This window comes from Micromonospora musae (assembly GCF_003626635.1).
GTDB classification, from domain to species: Bacteria; Actinomycetota; Actinomycetes; order Mycobacteriales; family Micromonosporaceae; genus Micromonospora; species Micromonospora musae.
Genome location: NZ_RAZT01000001.1, coordinates 375,521 through 395,254 on the forward strand (window position 1 = coordinate 375,521; position 19,734 = coordinate 395,254).

The 19,734-nt window shown below is 71.6% G+C and carries 13 protein-coding genes; 5 read left to right on the forward strand and 8 right to left on the reverse strand.

The genetic code is table 11. The features are described from left to right. Positions 1-25 precede the first annotated feature (25 nt). Positions 26-730 carry an HAD family hydrolase gene (locus D7044_RS01765; RefSeq protein ID WP_120687720.1) on the reverse strand — a complete coding sequence of 235 codons (705 nt, stop codon included), beginning with the start codon at positions 728-730 and terminating at the stop codon, positions 26-28. 122 nt (positions 731-852) lie between these two features. Here D7044_RS01765 and D7044_RS01770 point away from each other — a divergent pair, with 122 nt between their 5' ends. Beyond that, on the forward strand, positions 853-1,782 hold the full coding sequence (locus D7044_RS01770) for a diacylglycerol/lipid kinase family protein (RefSeq protein ID WP_120687721.1): 930 nt from the start codon (positions 853-855) through the stop codon (positions 1,780-1,782). Positions 1,783-1,874: 92 nt separating this feature from the next. Continuing rightward, positions 1,875-3,383: an Nramp family divalent metal transporter gene (locus D7044_RS01775; protein WP_120687722.1), complete on the forward strand. Its 1,509-nt coding sequence runs from the start codon at positions 1,875-1,877 to the stop codon at positions 3,381-3,383. Positions 3,384-3,452: 69 nt separating this feature from the next. On the opposite strand, the gene D7044_RS01780 is transcribed toward D7044_RS01775, so the two are convergent. Genes D7044_RS01780 through aceB form a run of 4 tightly spaced genes read right to left on the reverse strand, consistent with a single transcriptional unit; the run spans position 3,453 to position 9,169 of the window. Further along, positions 3,453-4,832, reverse strand: coding sequence for a (Fe-S)-binding protein (locus D7044_RS01780; protein WP_120687723.1), 1,380 nt, complete (start codon positions 4,830-4,832; stop codon positions 3,453-3,455). Between the two features lie 2 nt (positions 4,833-4,834). Next, positions 4,835-6,091 (reverse strand): FAD-binding oxidoreductase, encoded by a 1,257-nt coding sequence (locus D7044_RS01785; RefSeq protein ID WP_120687724.1) that lies wholly within the window; start codon positions 6,089-6,091, stop codon positions 4,835-4,837. Next, complete coding sequence (locus D7044_RS01790) at positions 6,091-7,557, reverse strand: FAD-linked oxidase C-terminal domain-containing protein (protein ID WP_120687725.1); 1,467 nt, start codon at positions 7,555-7,557, stop codon at positions 6,091-6,093. Before D7044_RS01790 ends, D7044_RS01785 begins: the two co-directional genes overlap by 1 nt. A gap of 28 nt (positions 7,558-7,585) precedes the next feature. Beyond that, entirely contained in the window at positions 7,586-9,169 is a 1,584-nt protein-coding gene (gene aceB / locus D7044_RS01795) for a malate synthase A (RefSeq protein ID WP_120687726.1), read from the reverse strand. A 183-nt stretch (positions 9,170-9,352) separates the two neighbouring features. Here aceB and D7044_RS01800 point away from each other — a divergent pair, with 183 nt between their 5' ends. Both D7044_RS01800 and D7044_RS01805 read left to right on the forward strand, forming a co-directional pair. Next, positions 9,353-11,170 (forward strand): glycoside hydrolase family 3 protein, encoded by a 1,818-nt coding sequence (locus D7044_RS01800; RefSeq protein WP_120687727.1) that lies wholly within the window; start codon positions 9,353-9,355, stop codon positions 11,168-11,170. A gap of 8 nt (positions 11,171-11,178) precedes the next feature. Then, on the forward strand, positions 11,179-13,044 hold the full coding sequence (locus D7044_RS01805; protein ID WP_120687728.1) for a serine hydrolase domain-containing protein: 1,866 nt from the start codon (positions 11,179-11,181) through the stop codon (positions 13,042-13,044). A 33-nt stretch (positions 13,045-13,077) separates the two neighbouring features. Here D7044_RS01805 and D7044_RS33365 read toward each other — a convergent pair whose 3' ends face one another. Together D7044_RS33365 and D7044_RS33370 are read right to left on the reverse strand one after the other, a co-directional pair. Beyond that, complete coding sequence (locus D7044_RS33365; protein WP_325050880.1) at positions 13,078-13,251, reverse strand: hypothetical protein; 174 nt, start codon at positions 13,249-13,251, stop codon at positions 13,078-13,080. Between the two features lie 119 nt (positions 13,252-13,370). Continuing rightward, complete coding sequence (locus D7044_RS33370) at positions 13,371-13,685, reverse strand: dihydrofolate reductase family protein (RefSeq protein WP_325050644.1); 315 nt, start codon at positions 13,683-13,685, stop codon at positions 13,371-13,373. 505 nt (positions 13,686-14,190) lie between these two features. Between D7044_RS33370 and D7044_RS01815 the strand changes: the two genes are divergently transcribed. After that, complete coding sequence (locus D7044_RS01815) at positions 14,191-14,709, forward strand: winged helix-turn-helix domain-containing protein (protein WP_120676263.1); 519 nt, start codon at positions 14,191-14,193, stop codon at positions 14,707-14,709. A gap of 344 nt (positions 14,710-15,053) precedes the next feature. Here the strand turns inward: D7044_RS01815 and D7044_RS01820 are convergent, their stop codons facing one another. Continuing rightward, a complete protein-coding gene (locus D7044_RS01820; RefSeq protein ID WP_233564833.1) occupies positions 15,054-19,427 on the reverse strand; it encodes a S8 family serine peptidase in 4,374 nt (1,457 codons plus the stop codon). Positions 19,428-19,734 lie beyond the last annotated feature (307 nt).

The window sequence follows — 19,734 nt, forward strand, 5'->3', positions numbered from 1 at the left end:
GCGGCACCACGGCGGCTCGCGCCGGTCAGCGGCTCGCGCCGCTCACCGAGTTGCCGGGCCGGCCCACGCCCGCCCCGCCCAGCAGGGCGGGCAGGTCACCGAGGCCGCCGATGACGGGGCCGCGCCAACTCGGATCGGTGTCCTTGTGCTCGGTGGTCCGCAGCGCCGTCATGCCCGCCGCCTCCGCACCGTCCAGTTCGCCGTCCGCCCCGTCGCCGACGAAGACGCACGCCGCGGGCTCTACGCCGAGCCGGGCGGCGGTGCGCCGGTAGATTTCGGGATCGGGTTTGGCGAGCCCGACCTCGCAGGAGAAGACCACGACGTCGAAGCGCGACGCCAACCGGCTCCGCGGCCAGGCCGCCGCGCTCTCGGCGGTGGCGTTGCTGAGCAGAGCCAGCCGGTGACCCTCGGCGCGCAGCCTGTCGAGCACGGTGAGCGTGGCGTCCGTGGCCGTGTCGAGAGTGCGGCGCGCGAACGACCGACGGAGGGTCGCCGCCCGCGACACCTGCGCATCGGTCGGGTCGTGGCCGAGTCGTCGGGCGAGGACCCGGATCGTCTCCTCGACACCCCAGCCGACCAACCGCTCCCGCCAGCTGGCGTGGTACGCGGCGACGAGGGCGAGCGGCGGCACCTCGATCGCGACGGCCATCTCGCCGATCATCCGATCGCGCTCGTCGTCGGCGCCATCGAGCAGCGTGTGGAAGAGATCGAAGACGAGCGGGCGGCGCATCGGGTCATGATAGGGGCGGTTCAGGAGCCCGTTCGCGCTGACCCACGACCCCGTCCCGCCGCCGGCCGATGCCCGTGCTTTCGGCGACGACGACGGTCCACTGCGGATATTCTCGGGGCCTGATGCGGACCAAGAGCGAGCTGGGCGAGGCCATCCGGCGCGACCGTCGGGCGGCGCTCGTCGTCAACGCCCACTCCCGTCGAGGCCGCCACCAGTACGAACGGGCCTGCGGCCTGCTCGCGGCGGCCGGTTTCCACCTGCTCGCCAACCACCCGGTGGAGCAGGTCGGCCGGCTCGAGTCGACTCTCGCCGAGGTCGCGGAGCTCGAACCGGACCTGCTCATCGCCGGTGGCGGCGACGGCACCCTCAGCGCCGCGGCGCGTCTGCTCGCGCACCGCGACATCGCGCTCGGGTTGTTGCCGCTGGGCACCACCAACAACTTCGCCCGGACGTTGGGCATCCCGCTCCGGCTCGACCAGGCCGTCAACGTGCTCGTCGGCGGGACGGTGGTCGACGTCGACCTCGGTATCGCCGACGGCACCCCGTTCACCAACCACGTCGGCGTCGGACTCTCCGCCGACATCATGCTCACCACGCCACCGCGGCTGAAGCGACTCACCGGTCGGGTCGCGTATCCGCTCACCGCCCTGGCCCTGCTCACCCGGCATCGGCCGCTGCGGGCCACCATCCGGGCGGCCGGGGGCGAGCGCACGTACGTCACCCGCCAGCTGTACGTGGCCAACGGCGGGTTCCACGCGGGACGGCCGATCACCGCGGACGCGGACGCCGACGATCGGCTGCTGGTGGCGTACCCGGTGGGCGATGAGAGTCGGCGTGGGCTGCTGCGGGACACCGTCCGCAACGCCACGACCGGACACCGCCGCACCCTGCACGACGAGCCGTTCCTCGCCGTCGGGGAGCTGTGGCTGGAGACCGATCGACCCGCGGCGGTCGAGGTCGACGGTGAGCTACTCGGCCGTACGCCGATCCGGATCGGGTTGGCCGCGAACGCGCTGCGGGTGATGGCGCCGGCCGGCACTGTCGACCGTTGACCCGCGCCGTCGGGGTCGAAAGGTTATTGCCAACGCATTAATGAGGCATGACGATTGACGGTCAGGGGGGCCCTTCCCAAAGGAGGTTCTTCATGACCGAAGTGACTGAGGCCCCGGACGTCCGCAGCTATCCGTTGGGAAAGAGTCGTCCACCGCTCGCCATCGCCGATCTTCCCGAACCGGAGCAGGTTTTCGGCGTACGCAAGCTCGGTCTTCCCCAGTTGTTCAAGTACGCGCTGGGCCCGAGCCTGATCGCGCTCGGAATCTCGATCGGCAGCGGCGAATGGCTGCTCGGCCCGCAGGCGGTGGGGCAGTTCGGTTTCGTCGGCGTCGGCTGGGTCATCCTCATCTCCGCCGTCCTCCAGACGTTCTACAACGTCGAATCGTCCCGGTACGTGATGGCCACGGGTGAGGCGCCGGTCGTCGGCTGGGGCCGGGTTCCGCCCGGCTACCTGCTCTGGGTGCCGGTGGGGGTGTTCCTGGTCATCTTCGCGTTCATCGCGGGCGGCTGGGCCGCCTCCGCCGGTCAGGGTCTCTACGCGCTGGTGCACGGCGAGATACCGCCGGCCGGGGCAGAGGAGCCCCGACTGTGGGCGATCGCTCTGCTCGTGGTGGTCTTCCTGATGACCGCGGCGGCCCGGCGGATCAGCCGCACCCTGGAGCTGGCCAACTGGGTGATGGTGGGGACCATCCTGGTGGCGCTGCTCTTCATCGCGCTGCTCGTGGTGCCCGGCAGCCTGTGGTGGGAGGGCGTCCGCGGGTTCTTCACCCCCGCCGCTCCGCCGGAGGGCATCACGGCGACGCAGCTGGGCGGGCTCGCCGGTTTCACCGCCCTGGCCTCGGGTCTGAACTGGTACGTGATGGGCCACTACCGGGACAAGGGCTACGGCATGGGCTACCACACCGGCTACATCTCGGGGCTGCGCGGTGACGGGCGGCAGCTGCTCGCCAGCGGCGTCACCTTCCCCGACGACCCGGCGAACGCCGCCCGCTGGAAGCGGTGGTACCGGCTGCTGCTCACCGACATGTGGGGCATCTTCTTCGTCGGCGCCATGCTCGGCATGCTGCTGCCCACCATCCTGATGGCCCAGGCGGTGCAGCTCTCCGGTGAGGCGCCCACCACGGCGACCGTGCCGACGTTCGTGGCGAGCGCGCTCGAGCCGGAGTACGGCCGGGGCATGTTCTACTTCATGCTGGTGATCGGCGTGCTGATCCTGTTCAGCACGCAGCTCGGGATCTTCGAGGGCATGGTGCGGGTGACCACGGACGCCGCCCACGCCACCAGCCCCCGGCTGCGACGGCTGATCGAGGGCGATCCACGCCGGTTCTACTACCCGTTCATGCTCCTGCTGCTGGTGATCATCGCGGTCGTCCTGCACCTGGCGCTGCCGGTCAGCCTGGTGCAGTGGTCGGCGAACATGTCGAATCTCGGGGCGCTGATCTTCCCGTTCATGCTGATCTACCTGAACCGCCGGCTGCCGCGCGCCGCACGTCCCCGGATCTGGCATTACGTATTGTTGATCATTAATGTGATCTTCTTCGGGTTCTTCTTCGTCAACTTCATCGCCGACTTCCTCGGAGATCCGCTCGTCACCTTCTGATCGGCGGACCGGTCGGAGTCTGGAGAAGGGTCCCTCGCTCATCGCTTCCGCGATGAGCGAGGGACCCGTTCACCGCAACAGATCATCGACCGGGCGGGCGCGGATCGAGGCGTCCAGGACCTGGGCGGTGTGCGCCACGGCGAGGTCACCGCCCTGCCGCCGCACCGCGGCGGCGATCTGCATGAGGCAGCCGGGATTCGCGGTGACGAGCAGCTCCGCGCCGGTGGCGAGCACGTCGCGGGCCTTGCGTTCGCCCAGCTGCCCGGCCGGCTCCGGGTTGAGCACGTTCCACACCCCGGCCGACCCGCAGCAGATCTCCGGATCGGCGATCTCGCGCAGCGCGAGCCCCGGCACGGCGCGCAGCAGTTCGCGCGGCTGCGCCCGCACGCCCTGCGCGTGCGCCAGGTGGCAGGCATCGTGGTAGGCCACCGTCACCGGCAGCGGGTGGCGCGGGGCCACCGATCCCAGCTCCACGAGCAGCTCGCAGAGGTCACGCACCGCACCGGCGAACGATGCGGCCCGCTCGGCGTACGCCGGGTCGTCGGCGAGCAGCTCGCCGTACTCCTTCAAGGCGGAGCCGCAGCCCGCCGCGTTGACCACGAAGTAGTCGATTCCGGCGGAGTCGAAGGCGTCGACCAGCGCCCGGGCGAAGCGCTGCGCCTCGGCGCGCCGGCCGTTGTGGACGCTGAGTGCGCCGCAGCAGCCCTGCCGCTCGGGGAGGATCAGCACGTCGCACCCCTCGGCGGCGAGCACCCGGGCGGTGGCGGCGTTCACCTCCGGGAAGAAGGTGTGCTGCACGCAGCCGGTGAGCATGCCGACCGTGGCCCGGCGCGGTCCCCGCGCGGCGATCCGCTCCGGCAGGCGGCCGGCCGCTCCGATCCGGGGGGCCAGCGAGTCCAGGGCGGCGAGCTGCGGGGCCAGGCGCGGCAGTAGGCCGGTGCGGCCGACGAGCCGGCGCAGGCCGCTGGCCTGGTACGCCCGCAGCGGGCCACGCAGCAGGCGCAGCCGCCGCGGGTAGGGGAAGAGCGCGAAGACGGCGGCGCGTAGCACCCGTTCGCGGCGGGGCCGGCGGTGCCGCCGCTCCACCTGCTGGCGGGTGTCCTCGATGAGCCGGTCGTAGCGCACCCCGGACGGACAGGCGGTGACGCAGGCCATGCAGCCCAGGCAGCGGTCGACGTGGGCGACCATGGACGGGGTCAGCGGCTCGCCGTCGAGTCCCTGCTTCATCAGGTGGATGCGTCCGCGCGGGGAGTCCATCTCCTCCCCCCACAGCACGTAGGTGGGGCAGGTGGGCAGGCAGAAGCCGCAGTGCACGCAGTCGTCGACCAGGTCCCGCCGGGGTGGGTGGTCGTCGTCGAAGGCCGCCTCGCCCGGTGCGGGGGCGACCGGCCCCAACACGTCGCGGGGCACGCCGTGCGGTAGGCCACGCTGGGCGGGAACGTCGCTCATCGTCAGATCCCTCCCACGAAGCGTCCGGGCGCGAAGCGGGCCTCCGGATCGAACTGCGCCTTGACCCGGCGCATCAGGTCGAGCCCCTCGACGGGTCCCCACCTGTCGACCCGCTCCCCCACGGCGAGCGGCGCGGTCAGCACCACGACGTGCCCGCCGACCGCCGCCGTTTCGGCCCGCAGCTCGGTGACGATCGCCGCCACCGCCTCGGGCGCGGTGGCGGCGGGCAGCGCGCCGTAGAGCACGCCGGTGCCGGCCGAGCCGCGGACGGTCAGCGGCGCCCGGTGCCGGCGGGCCGCGTCGGCGGCGGCCGCGAGCAGCCGTGGAACGCCGGAGAGGGCGGCGGTGAGCTTCAGACCGACGTCTCCGGATCGCCACGGGTAGGACGACCACCACGGGGGCGGCTGCTCGGTGACGGTGGCCCCGCCGAGCAGCGCCCGGGCGGCGGTGGCCCGCTCCCGGACACCCCGGGCCGTGCCTTCGAGCAGAACGGCCGTCTCGGTGCCGCCGCCGGGCGCCGCGTCCACCTCCAGGGCGCTCGGCGCCAACTGCGACGCGAGGACGGCGGCGACGCGGCTGCCGGCTTCGGCGGCGTCGCTGCTCCGGCAGCTCAGGAAGGCCCGCGCGGTCGGCAGCGGGTGCAGCCGGAAGGCGCACTCGGTGACCAGGCCGAGCGTCCCGTACGCCCCGGTGAAGAGCTTGCCGAGGTCGTAGCCGGCCACGTTCTTCACCACCTTGCCGCCGGCGCGGGCCAGCACCCCGTCCGGCCGCACCACGGTGATCCCGATCAGCAGGTCGCGGACCGTGCCGTAGCGCATCCGGCGGGGTCCGCTGGTGTTCGTGGCGACCACGCCGCCGACGGTTGCCGCCGCGCCGGGCGGCAGCGGCGTGTCGAGGGCGAGTTGCTGGCCGGCGGGGGCCAGCTTCGCCTGGAGTTCCGCCACCGGGGTGCCGGCCCGGACGACGACGATGAGGTCCCCGGCCGCGTGTTCCACGACGCCGGTGAGCCGGCGGGTTTGCAGCAGCAGGTCCAGGCGGCGCGGTGGGCCGCCCCAGTCCTGTTTGGTGCCGGCGCCGCGCACGACCACGGCCAGGTTCCGGGCGGCGGCCACCCGCAGCAGCGCGGCCGCCTCCTCGGTGGAGCCGGGGGCCGCGACGTACCGGGGCGCGACGCCGGCCACTGCGTCACCGTCCCCGGCGGGACGCACCGCGTCACCGTCGGTCGCCGCCGCGAGGTCGGCGAGGACGTCGTCGGGCATCAGAACACCTCCGCGAGACCGGCCTCCTGCAGCGGGTGGGCGCCCCTGCGCCGGCCGGGCACCTCGCCGCAGAGCCGGGGGGTGGGAAAGACCTTGCCCGGGTTGGCGAGGCCACGCGGGTCGAAGGCGCAGCGCAGCAGCTGCATCGTGTCGAGGTCGTCCGCGCTGTACATGCGCGGCATGTGGCCGACCTTGTCCATGCCGACGCCGTGCTCGCCGGTGATGGAGCCGCCGTGCGCGATGCAGATGTCGAGGATCGCGCCGGAGACCTCCTCGGCCTGCTCGGCCTGGCCCGGCACGGCGTCGTCGAAGAGGACCAGCGGGTGCAGGTTGCCGTCGCCGGCGTGGAAGACGTTCGCGACTCGGACGCCGCGCTGCGCGGAGATCTCCGCGATGCGGCGCAACACCTCGGGCAGCGCGGTACGCGGAATGACCCCGTCCTGGACGATGTAGTCCGGGCTGATCCGGCCGACCGCCGCGAAGGCGGACTTGCGGCCCTTCCAGATCAGCGCCCGTTCGGCGTCGTCGGCCGCGACCCGGATCTCCCCCGCGCCGTGCTCGCGGCAGAGCCGCTCCACGTCGGTGAAGTGCGCGTCGACCTCGGCGGCCGGGCCGTCCAGCTCGACGATGAGCACGGCGCCGGCACCGGCCGGGTAGCCGCAGCGCACCGCCGCCTCGGCGGCCTCGATGGCGAGCGCGTCCATCATCTCGATGGCCGCCGGCAGCACGCCGGCCGCGATGATCGCCGAGGTCGCCGCGCCGGCCTGGTCGGTGCCGGCGAAGCCGGCCAGCAACGTACGCACCGACTCCGGCGAGCGGGTGAGCCGCACGGTGACCTCGGTGGTGATGCCGAGCGTTCCCTCCGAGCCGACGAAGGCGCCGAGCAGGTCGTAGCCGGGCGCATCGGGAGCCGGGCCGCCGAGCCGGACCAGGTCGCCGTCGGGGGTGACCACCTCCAGGCCGGTGACGTGGTTGGTGGTGAAGCCGTACTTCAGGCAGTGCGCCCCGCCGGAGTTCTCCGCCACGTTGCCGCCGATCGAGCAGACCTGCTGGCTCGACGGGTCCGGTGCGTAGTAGTAGCCGAACGGCGCGGCCGCCCGGCTGACGTGGAGGTTGATGACGCCGGGTTCGACGACGGCCCGCTCGTCCTCGGGCCGAACGGCCCGGATCGCGCGCATCTGGGAGGTGACGATGAGCACCCCCTCGGCGTGTGGCAGCGCCCCGCCGGAGAGGCCGGTGCCCGAGCCGCGGGCCACGAACGGCACGCCGGCGTCGACGCAGGCGCGGACCGTCGCCGCGCACTCGGCGGCGGTGCGCGGCAGCGCCACGAGGGCGGGGACCACCCGGTACTGGGCGAGCCCGTCGCACTCGTAGGTGCGCAGCTCCTGCCGATCGCTGATGACCTGGGCGTCGCCGAGCACGGGTCGTAGCGCCGTGGCGAGGGTGCTGATGTCCGTCGTGGTCATCGCCGAACTCCCGTCACGGCCGCAGGGGTCAGGGCATTCGCTCGTACGCGGGCAGAGTGAGGAAGTCCGTGAAGTCGTCGGCCACGGCGACCTCCAGGAACAGGTCCCGGGCCGCCGCCCAGTCGGCCGGGTCGCCGGGGAGTTTCGCCAGTTCCTCGTCGGCGAGCCGGTCGATCAGCTCGCGGTCGACCTTCTCGCCGGTGTCGTCGAGGGTGATGCCGTTGTGCAGCCACTGCCAGACCTGGGAGCGGGAGATCTCGGCGGTGGCGGCGTCCTCCATGAGGTGGAAGATGGCCACCGCGCCGGTGCCGCGCAGCCAGCTCGCGAGGTACTGCACGCCGACGCTTATCGCGTTGCGCAGCCCCGCCTCGGTCTGCCGACCGGGGGTGCCGGCCACGTCGAGGAGTTGGGCGGCGCTGACCTGGACGTCCTCGCGGGTGCGGTCGCGCTGGTTCGGCCGGTCGCCCAGTACGGCGTCGAAGACCTCACGGCAGATCGGCACGAGGTCGGGGTGGGCCACCCAGGAGCCGTCGAACCCGTCGCCCGCCTCGCGGGTCTTGTCCTCGCGTACCTTCGCCAGCGCCGTCTCGTTGACCTGCGGGTCGCGGCGGCTCGGAATGAACGCGGCCATGCCCCCGACGGCGTGCGCGCCGCGCCGGTGACAGGTACGCACCAGCAGTTCGGTGTAGGCGCGCATGAACGGGGCCGTCATCGTCACCGCGTTGCGGTCGGGCAGCAGGAAGTCCCGGCCCCGGGTGCGGAAGGTCTTGATGACGCTGAACATGAAGTCCCAGCGGCCGGCGTTGAGGCCCGCGGAGTGTTCGCGCAGTTCGTAGAGGATCTCGTCCATCTCGAACGCCGCCGGGTAGGTCTCGATGAGCACGGTGGCTCGGATGGTGCCGCGGGGCAGGTCGAGCCGTTCCTGGGCGAGCAGGAAGACGTCGTTCCAGAGCCGCGCCTCCAGGTGGCTCTCCATCTTGGGCAGGTAGAAGTAGGGCCCGCTGCCCCGGTCGAGTTGCCGACGCGCGCAGTGGAAGAGGTAGAGGCCGAAGTCGACGAGGCTGGCCGAGCTGCGTTCGCCGTCGACGAGGAGGTGCTTCTCGCTCAGGTGCCAGCCGCGCGGCCGGACCACGATGGTGGCCAACTCGCCGTCGTGCAGGGCGTAGCGCCGGCCGTCCGGACCGGTGTGGGTGAGTGTGCCGTCGATCGCGTCGCGCAGGTTGAGCTGGCCACCGATCACGTTCTCCCACAGTGGTGTGTTCGCGTCCTCCAGGTCGGCGAGCCACACCTTCGCACCCGAGTTCAGGGCGTTGATGGTCATCTTCGGATCGGTGGGCCCGGTGATCTCCACCCGGCGGTCGACGAGGCCGGGCGCGGGCGGGGCGACCCGCCAGTCGCCGTCGCGGACCTCGCGGGTCTCGGGCAGGAAGCCCAGCAGCCCACCGTCGGCCAGGGCGGCGACGCGTGCGGCGCGTGCGGCGAGCAGCTCGCGACGGCGGGGGTCGAACGCCCGGTGCAGCTCGGCCAGGAAGGCGAGCGCGGGCGGGGTGAGGATCTGGTCGTAGCGGTCGTGCCAGGGGCCGGTGACCTCGACACCTTCGGGCAGCTGCATGGTGCGCTCCTCGCCGTGGCGGGTGGCAGGAATCGATCCACGGGAATTGCTGCCGTCGACTCTAGTGGTACCGGCGGTGATCCGCGAGGGGTCCGCACGCCGTCCCCGCATGTAGCAAACCTTCTTGACGATTCATCGACGTGTAGCTAAGTTTCGGCCATCCGGACTGAGAGGTCGTCGTCGATGAAGACCCGTCTCGCCATCGCTTCCGTCGTGGTCGCCGTCCTGGGTGCCACCGCCGCCCCGCTGCCCGGTCTCGCCGCCGCCCCACCAGCGTCGGCGCCCGCCGGGGAGCACGGCTGGGTCACCTCGACGCTGCGGCACATGAGCCTCGAGCAGAAGGTCGGCCAACTCTTCGCCACCTACGTCTACGGCGGCGACGCCGTCGAGCCCAGCGCCGCCGACCGGGCCGCCAACCTCGCCGCCTTCGGGGTCGAAACCCCGGCCGAGGTGGTCGAGAGGTTCGACCTGGGCGGCGTCTGCTACTTCTCCTGGTCGCACAACCTGGACAGTCCGCGCCAGATCGCCACGCTCTCCAACGGCCTGCAACGGGCCGCGCTCGGCGACGGGCGCAAGGGCCGGGTGCCGTTGCTCATCTCCACCGACCAGGAGCAGGGCGTGGTGCTGCGAATGCCCGCGCCCGCCGCGCAGTTCCCCGGCGCGATGGCCCTGGGCGCGACCCGGTCGCCACAGGCCGCGCGCACCGCAGCCGAGATCACCGGGCGGGAGCTGCGCGCGGTCGGCATCCGCCAGCCGTACGCGCCGATCGCCGACGTCAACGTCAACCCGGCGAACCCGGTGATCGGCGTCCGCTCCTTCGGCTCCGACGCCGGGCTGGTGGCCGAGCTCACCGGGGCGCAGGTCACCGGATTCCAGGACGACGCCGGGGTGACCGCGGTCGCGAAGCACTTCCCCGGCCACGGCGACACCGCCACCGACAGCCACACCGGCCTGCCCGTGATCAACCACACCCGTGCGGAGTGGGATCGGATCGACGCGCCGCCGTTCCGGCGAGCAATCAGGGAGGGCGTCGAGTCGATCATGACGGCGCACATCGTGGTCCCCGCGCTCGACCCCTCCGGTGACCCGGCCACGCTCTCGCCGCGCATCCTCACCGGCGTACTCCGGGGCGAGCTCGGCTTCCGCGGCGTCGTCGTCACCGACGCGCTCAACATGGCGGCCGTCCGGGAACGCTACGGCGACGAGCGGGTCCCGGTGCTCGCGCTCAAGGCCGGTGCGGACCAACTGCTCATGCCGCCGGACCTGCGGCTGGCCCGGGACGCGGTGCTGAGCGCGGTCGCCACCGGCGAACTCACCGAGCGGCGCGTCGACGAGTCGGTCCGCCGCATCCTCACCCTGAAGTACCGGCAGGGACTCGCGCACTCCCCCCTGGTCGACGTGGAGAAGGCGGTACGCACCGTCGGCGCGCCTGCGCACCTCGCCGCCGTCACCCGCGTCACCGACCCGAGCCTCACGGCGGTGCGCAACGACGCGGGGCTGCTGCCGCTGCGTCGAGCCGACCGATCGGTGCTGGTCACCGGCTGGAACACCGCCGCGTTCGCGCCGATCGAGACCGTCGCCGCCGGGTTCGCCGCTCGCGGAGCCCGGGCCACCGCACGGCCCGCGACCCTGCCGTCGGACGCGGTGATCGCCGCGACGGCAGCCGAGGCGGCCGGGCACGACCTCACCGTCGTGCTGGTGAACAAGGCGTGGGACACCACGGTCACCGATCCGCGGGGCAGTCAGCAGCGACTCGTCGCGGCGCTGCTCGCGACGGGCAGACCGGTGATCGTGGTGGCCGTCCGGGACCCGTACGACGTGGCGTACCTGCCGGGCGTCGACACCTACCTGGCCACGTACTCGTACACCCGGGCGGCGATGGACGCGCTGGTCCGCGCGCTGCACGGCGAGCTGTCCCCACGCGGACGGCTGCCCGTCACGATCCCGACGGCCGACGGGTCGAGCGTCCTGCACCCGTACGGCCACGGGCTGAGCTGGTAGGAGGGGCCATGTCGCACAGCAGATCGCGAGCCGCCCGGCTGCGGGCGGTCACGCTCGGGCTGACCGCGGCCGTCGTGGCGGCGGCCCTGCCGTCGCACGCCGCCATCGCCGCGCCGAGCACCGCCGACGCAGCGATGGTCGGACCCGACGGTGGCTCCGCCCTCGTCCGGCCACCGGTCGGCTCGGAGCCGCCGACCGTGACACCGGCTGACATCCGGTTCCGGCAGGACCGGCTGCGCCGCGGCGGCGCGCGCGAGGTCGGGCTGCTGCCCGAGCAGGTGGCGCGGATCCCCGCCGACCTCGCCGCGTACCTGGAACCGACGCCGGATCATCCGGGGCATCCCGCCTACGCCGGCGCCGTCGCGCTGGCGGCGAAGGACGGCGTGATCGTGCAGCACGCGGCGGTGGGCACCGCGGTCGGGTACGGCGCGGTGGGCGCGCCGCCGGACCTGCCCGGCGTGGAGCTCCCCGCCGACCAGCAGATCCCGATGCGCGAGGACACGATCTTCGACCTGGCGTCGGTGTCGAAGCTCTTCACCACGATCGTGGTGATGCGGCAGGTGGAACGGGGACGGGTCGTGCTGGACGCCCCGGTCGCCCGCTACGTCCCCGAGTTCGCGGCCGGTGGCAAGGCCGAGGTGACCGTCCGGATGCTGCTCACCCATACCTCCGGGCTGCCCGCGTTCGTGCCGCTGTGGAGCAGCTACCCGACGCCGGCCGAGCGGCTCGCCGCCGCCCTCGCCACGCCCCTCGCCGCGGGCGCGACCCCCGGCAGCCGGTACGTCTACTCCGACCTCGGGCTGATCGCGCTGGGCGTGCTGGCCGAACGGGTCACCGGCCGACCCCTGGCCGACCTGGTCCGCGACGGTGTCACCGCACCGCTGGGCATGACCGACACGGGCTACAACCCGGCGCCGCGACTGCGCACCCGGATCGCGGCGACCGAGTACCAGCCGTACGCCGGACGCGGCATGGTCTGGGGTGAGGTGCACGACGAGAACGCCTGGTCGCTCGGCGGGGTGGCCGGCCACGCCGGGGTCTTCTCGACCGCGGCGGACCTGGCGGTGCTCTGCCAGGCGCTGCTCAACGGCGGCGAGTACCGGGGCCGGCGGATCCTACGACCGGAGACGGTCCGCACCATGCTGGTCAACTACAACGCCGGGCTCGAGACGGCGTATCCCGAGAGCGACCGCGGGCTCGGCTTCGAGCTGAACAAGCACTGGTACATGATGGGCCTCTCCTCCCCCGTCACGTTCGGGCACACCGGCTTCACCGGCACCTCGCTGGTGGTGGATCCGCTCTCCCACTCCTTCGTGATCCTGCTGAGCAACCGGGTGCACCCCGACCGCGGCTGGGGCAGCAACAACGTGGCCCGGCGCGCCGTCGCGCGGGACCTCGCGGAGGCGATGCCGGTGCGGCCCCGTTCCCGCGAGGCGTGGCGCGCGGATCCACGGGACGCCGCGACCGTCACGCTGACCGCGCCGCTGCGCCGGCCGGCGCGCGGCGGCACGGCGAGTTTCTCGTTCTGGTACGACACCGAGCCGCGCTTCGACAGCGCACGGGTGGAGGTCTCCACCGACGGCGGCGCCACCTGGAATCCGCTGCGGCTGCTGTTCAGCCAGGGTGGGAGACGCTGGAGCAGCGACGGCACCGTTACCGGCTACGGCGGCCGGGTGTGGTGGCAGGTGACGGCCGAGCTAACCGAGCGCGCCACCCACCTTCGCTGGAGCAGCAGCACCGACGTCTCGAGCCAGGGCCGAGGCGTCTACGTCGACCGGATCGTCGCGGCGGACCGGGACGGGCTGCTGCTCCAGGGTGAGGGCGGCGACGCCGGGCGGCTGATCGCCGACGGCTGGTCGCCGGCGCGTAGCTGAACCGGGCAGGGGTGCGGGCTCCGCGCGCCGTCGTCAGTGGGCGGAGCCCTGCCGTGCCCGGGCCAGCTGACGCTTGGCCTCTTCGTAGCCGGCCGGCGCGGTCGGGGCGGACGGCGCGTAGACGAGGTTCAGCACTCCGGTGCTGAAGGCCTGCGACGTGAGCAGCGCGAGCTGGATCGAGGGTTCGCCCTCGTCGAAGAGCCGCATCCCCTTGCGTACGGCGATCGGGTTGCCAGCAGGTGCTGTTCGTCCAGGAGGCCGGCGGCGAGGATCGGACGGACGACGGAGACCGAGCCGCTCATGCCGATGTGCCCGCTCCCGGGCGACTACTTCAACGCGGTGACCGCCTCGACGAGTCCACCGGCGAGCTGCTCCGAGTTGCGCCAGGCGAAGTCGAGTCGCCGGTTCGACACCACGACCTTGCGGAGGTCACCGCGAGTCTTGGCGAAGTCGGCGTCCTCTCCGCCGGCCGCCTCGCGCTGCGGCCAGGCGCCCGCGAAGCTGTCGTACGTCTTGCGGCCGAGGAGCATGGTGTCCGCGCCGGCGAGCGTGGTGCCGACGGCCGCACCCATCTCGTCGTTGTAGTAGGGGAAGTGCCACTGGTCGGGCGCCTCCACGACACCGTCGAGCGCGACGAACATACCCGCGGCGATCAGTTCGACAGCGTCAATACCTCAATCAATCACCGGTCCTATCCAGGGACCCCAGAAATGGAGACGCGCCGGGCCGGTGCGGATCCCCGCGAACTGGAGGACGCTGGCCTTCGTCCGAGTTCAACCGATTATTAACCCGGCGGCTGAGCCGATGGCCGACGCCAGGGTGGAGAATGCGAATGCGCCCGATCCTGGAAATTCGGCCTTCAGGCGATGGCGTGAAGCTGACGTACTGGCAGGTAGCCCTACCCGACGCCCCCAGACCAGACGGAACCAGGCCATAAAGGGAAAAGGGTTCCTGTCAAAACCCGGTCACCGTGTCATGAACATGACAATGCCGAGTTCGCGGGCCCTGACCATCAATTTATGGATGCCGACGTGCAAATATTCTTAACCGAACCGAGATAAAGCCCGGCTAGGGTCACTGCGCAGATTGATCTGCGTCAAACAGAAACCATCCGGGTATCAGTGGGGAACCGGAAGAGGTGCGGAAATGCGGGGGATCCCGGTTGCATCCATGGTCATAGGTATTGCTTCCTCGCCGGCCGCGCGTCGGCAACTCGCACAACTGCTCGGCGGCACCGAGGCGTTCCTGATCGTCTCGAGCGTCGATCAGGCGAGGGAGTTTCTCGGCGCGGCCGAGACGCCGACCGCCGAGACGACCGTTGAAACGATGCAAACCATGACAGTAGACGTCGCACCCGCGACGGTGGCGTCGCCGGCGACGCCGGCCCTGGTCATCGACTCGGATCGACGGGTGGCCCGTTGGCTGGATCGCGAGATCGAGCTGACGCGGCTGGAGCACGACCTGCTGCTCTGCCTGATGGGCGCGCCCGGACGGGTCTGGACCTACGAGCGGCTGCATCTGAAGGTCTGGGGCAACAAGCACCTCGGGCGCGGCTCCGACATGCATTCGGTGGTGCGCAGGATACGACGCAAGCTCGCCACCCTGGACGCCTCGGCGACGATCGACTCCGTCCGCGGGGTGGGCTTCCGGCTCGCGTCCGCCTGACCCGACCGGCCGATCCCGCCGGATCCGGCGGGATCGGCGGGCCCGGTGGGTCGGCGGGCGCGGCGGGCCCGGGCGGGGTCGGCGGGGTCGGCGGGGTCGGCGGGGTCGGCGGGGTCGGCGGGGTCGGCGGGGTCGGCGGGGTCGGCGGGCGCAGCCTGCCCGGTGGGTGGCGGGCGCGGTGGCTTCGGCCCTGGGGCCGGAGGGACGCGGCGACAGCTGAGAACCGAGCCGTCGGCCCACGCCGATCCACGGCGGCCCCCGTACGGCCGCGTCGCCCGACGAAGAAGGGTCCGGCCCGCCTGGTGAACCAGGCGGGCCGGACGTCGTGCGTCAGCGCTCAGGCGTCAGCACTTGGTGGGAGACAGTGCGAAGTCCTCCACCGTGGGGGTGGTGGGGTTGATCTTCGTAGCACGGGTCTGGGGCTTCCAGCCGTCCTTCGCGACGATCATGGTCAGCGGGTTGTTCCGCTTGTCGAGCCAGTAGGCGTACTTACCCTCGGCGTTCGTGGAGAGGGTGAGCGAGCTCGCCCAAGAGTCGACCTGGACAGTCACGCCGTTCAGCGGAGAACCGCCGCCCTGGCAGCTGTTCCCGGTGACCGTACCCATCAGCTTGCCCCAGGTCTTCGGGGCCTTCGCGTTCATCGCCACGGTCACCGGAGCCACCGTGTACGGGGTGTTCTCCTTGATGGTGACCTGACCGGTGTAGGTGCCCGGCTGGTCGACGTTCGCCGTCATTCCGACGGTGACCGTCACCTTCTCGCCCGGCGCCAGGGTGACCTCGGACTTGTCGATCGTCAGCCAGCTGACGTCGGCGCCGCCGACGGCGCACTCCTCGAAGCCGGGGAGCACCTCGCTCTCCCGGGTGGAGGTGAAGCCACCGGAGGAGCCACCGACCTTGTAGAAGCCGCACGCCGCACCACCGCGGTACCGCGGAGCGTTGGCGTTCGGCAGGTTCGACCACGACTCGGTGCTCGGGTCGTAGGCGAAACCGGCGTTGGTGACGGCGCCGCCCTGGACACCACCGACGACCAGCAGCTTGCCGTTGGCGACGGCGAACGAGCTGGCCCACTGGTCGGCCGGCGCGTCAGCGATCGGGCTCCAGGTGTTGGCGCCCGGGTCGAAGGCGTAGCTGGTCTTGTAGGCGCTGGCACCGTCGTTGCCGCCGGTGCAGTAGATCACGCCGTCGATCCCGCCGCAGGAGGCGAACGCCACCGACTTCGGGTACTCGGGCAGGGTCTCCCAGCTGTCGCCGCCCGGGTCGTACCGGACGACGCTGCTCGACATCGGCGTGCAGGCCGAGGTCGTGCAGCCGCCGATGGCGTAGAGCTTGCCGTCGACGATGGCCTGAGCGGCCCCGGCACGCGGCGCCGGGTTGTCGGCCAGCTGGGCCCAGGCGTCGGCGCCCGGGTCGTACGCCCAGGTGGTGCCGGACGGGCCGGCAGCCGCCCAGCCGCCGGTCGCGATGATCTTCCCGTCGAGGACGCCCACCGTCATGGCGTTGCGCGCCTCGGGAAGGTCGGCGATCGCCGACCAGGCCTGCGCGATCGGGTCGTACGCGTAGTTCTTCGTGGTGGACGCGGAGCCGTCACCACCACCGATCGAGTAGACCTTGCCGTCGAGGTTCACCACCCGGTTGTCCATGATGTTGGCCGGGTAGGCGGGCAGGTTCGTCCACGGGTCGGCCTGGGGGCCGGCCGAGGTGGCCGCCGTCGACGACTTGCCGGAGGCGGCGGCGGCGAACGAGGTCGCCACCTTCAGCCGCTGCTCGGGCGCACCCTCGGCGCCGAGCACCTGCTGCTGGCTCACCCGCGACCCGTCGGCCTTGAGCAGCTCGAAGCCGGCGTCACGCTCACCGAACCCGACCTCCACCGGCGCCTCGCCGGTGTTGGTCACGGTGAACGTCTTGCTGGCCTTGCCGCTGGGCATCTGGACGTCAGCGCTCAGCGTGCCCGGGGTGACGGCGAGCTGACCGGCCTTGAGCTGGAAGTTCGCGGCGGTCGCCCAGTCGGCCTGGACGTCGACGTTCTTGCTCTGGCTGACGTAGTTGCCGGCCGTCGCGGTGAACTTGTGGGTGCCGGTCAGCGAGGAGAACATCCAGTAGAAGCCGTCCTCGAGACCGGTGTCGTCCGGAGTCGCCACCGTGGTGGCCTTCTCCGCCGGCTTGTCGACGCTGGTGACCGTGGCGCCGTTGACGTAGCCGCTGGTGTTCTTGTCACGCACGTGGCCGAAGACCAGCGCGCCGTCGACCGGCTCACAGGTGACCTCGCTGCCGATCAGCACGTTGTCGACCTGCCACCACCACTCGTACGAGGCGTCGTAGTAGTGGAACCGCACACGGACCTGCGACTGACCCGCGGCCTGCGGGATCGCGACCTCGGTCAACCGCGGCCCGGAGAAGTCCGCCTTCTGCTTGAGCACGTTCGTCCAGGTCGTACCGCCGTCGACGCTGAGGTCGACGTCGGCGGTCTCCGGCCCGAGCCAGTTGAAGTCCTGGTTGAACCGGATCACCGGAGCGGCCACGTCGCTCAGGTCGACGACCGGGCTGACCAGGGAGGTGTCCTGCTGCCCGCCACCGCCGAAGCGGTCGCTGTCGACGATGGCGAAGCCGCCGGTGCCACCGGTCAGGTTGCCCCGGTTGGCCTCGTCGGCGAAGGACCAGACCTGGCCGTTGCCCAGGTGGTCCACGACCTCCCAGCCGCTCGGCGTGCCCGTGCCGGTGAAGGTCTCGAACTCACCGTCGGAGCCGTAGGTGTAGCCGGGCGCGGTCTCGCACGCGTCCGACTTCGCCGGCACGGCGACGTTGGCGGTGACGTTGCGCGCGGCGACGACGACCTCCTTCGTCACCGTCTCGTAGCCCGGGTACACCGACTCGACCTTCAGGCTGTAGGTCGACCCGGCCGGGACCTTGAGGCTGTAGCGGCCGTTGGCGGGCGCGGTGTAGTCGGAGAGACCCGACGGACCCACGACCGTCACCTTGGCGTAGAGCGGCCAGCCGTGGCCCGAGCCGTCGGTGACGGTACCGCTGATGTTGACGCTGGGCACGGCGTCGAGCGCGACGTTGAGCGTGGTGGTCGCGTTCGGGGTGATCGTCGCCGGGACCGTCTTCTGGCCGTAGCCGAACGCCGAGACGACGGCCTGGTAGTCACCGACCGGGAGCAGCGACGAGAACTTCCCGTCCGCGCCGGTGGTAAGCTGCCGGTCGGCCGGGCCGCTCAGGACGACCGAGGCGCCCGCGAGCGGAGCACCGCTGCCGGCGTCGGTGACGGTGCCGGTGACGGTGCCGGTGTCGCCGATCGGCGCGTTGCCGAGCAGCGCGAGCGCGTCGAGACGGCCCTCACCCCAGACGTTGTTGTCGTCCGCGGTGCCACCGCACTGCGCGTCGTTGGTGTCGACGGCGGTGTTGTCGAGCAGTCCGCGGGTCGCGTCGACCTCACCGACCAGCCCGGGCGCCGCCGACCAGAGCAGCGCGATCGCGCCCGCGAGGTGCGGGGCCGCCATCGAGGTGCCGCTGATGCTCGCGTAGCCGTTGCCCGGCACGCTGGACCGGACGTTCACGCCGGGAGCCGAGATGTTCGGCTTGATCCCGCCGTTCTGCCCCGGACCACGCGCCGAGAAGCCGGCGATGTTGTTGTTGATGTCGTACGCGCCGGCCGAGTAGTTGCTCTCCAGGCTGCCCGGGGAGCCGCTGCTCTGACAGCTGGGGCCGCTGTTGCCGTTGGAGAAGACGCCGAAGATGCCCGACGCCGTCCAGGCCAGCGTCACGTCCTCCATGAACGGGTCGTTCGACGGAAGGATCGTGCCCCAGGAGTTGTTGACGATGTTCGGCCGCTTGGTGATGTCGCCGTTCTCGCCGTTCAGGTCGGTCGGCTCGAGCATCCACTGGCCGGAGTTGACCAGCGCGGCGTCGCTGGGGCAGCAGCCGTTGGCCGCGATCCACTTGACGCCGGGGGCGACACCGATCTGGTTCGCCCCGCCGTCGGAGCCGGCCATCGTGCCCATGGTGTGGCTGCCGTGGCCGTCGCCGTCGCAGGGGGCGGCGCCGCAGGTGCCGGCCGCGTCGAACCAGTTGTAGTTGTGGTCGAAGGTGCCGTCGCCGTTGTTGCCCCGGTAGGAGCCCACCAGCGCCGGGTGGTCGAACTGGACGCCGGTGTCGATGTTGGCGATCGTGATGCCCTCACCGGTGACGCCGTACTGGGACCAGACGTCGTCGGCGTTGATGTTGGCGATGCCCCACTCGATGGCGTTGACAGCCTTCTCGCTGTCGCCCTTGGTGGTCTTGGGGATCTCGTAGGCGACCGGAGCGTAGAGGGCTTCGACCTCGGAGTGCGCGGCCATCTTCTGCGCCAGCCCGAGCGAGCCGCCGCTGACCCGGATCGCGTTGGTGGCCCAGAAGGTCTGGTACTTCGCGCCCGTGCTGTTGAGCTCGGCCTTGACCTTGGACTGGCTCTCCTCGGCGGTCTTCTTGAGCGCGGCCACCACCTCGGCGCCCCGCTTGTTCCAGTCCTTGTTCTTGCTGGCCTGGCTCAGGTCCGCCCGGTTCTTGAAACGGATCCAGAAGTCGCTCTCGGCCTTGCCCTCGAGCTGCTTCGAGAGTTCCGGACGGATCTTGTCCGCCGGGGAGGGCGCGCCGGCGCCGAAGCCGCCTGATGCGGCCTGGGCGCCCGATCCCGTGGCGGCGAGGGCGGTCGCGACGAGAACCGTCGCCGCGCCCGCACTCACCAGGGATCTGGCGACGCTCGTCCAATGTGGACGTCTAAACATTCGGTGCTGCCTCCTTCAGGACGACCCAGGGGGTTGAATGGGCCATGGTGAAGGTGCAGGCGATCGTCTCCCGTTGGATACCGGTTCGGACGATCCCCTCCAAGCCCCCCCATGCACCGCGCGGGTCACGCCGGTTGCCCGGTTGGACACTATGATCGAGATGAACGGACGATCAAGCACATGCGGTGAGCAAGTTGTCACTAAGAGCTTGCTGACCAGGGTTTGATGCCTGCCGATAATTGTCACGATCAAGATCGATGTGGGC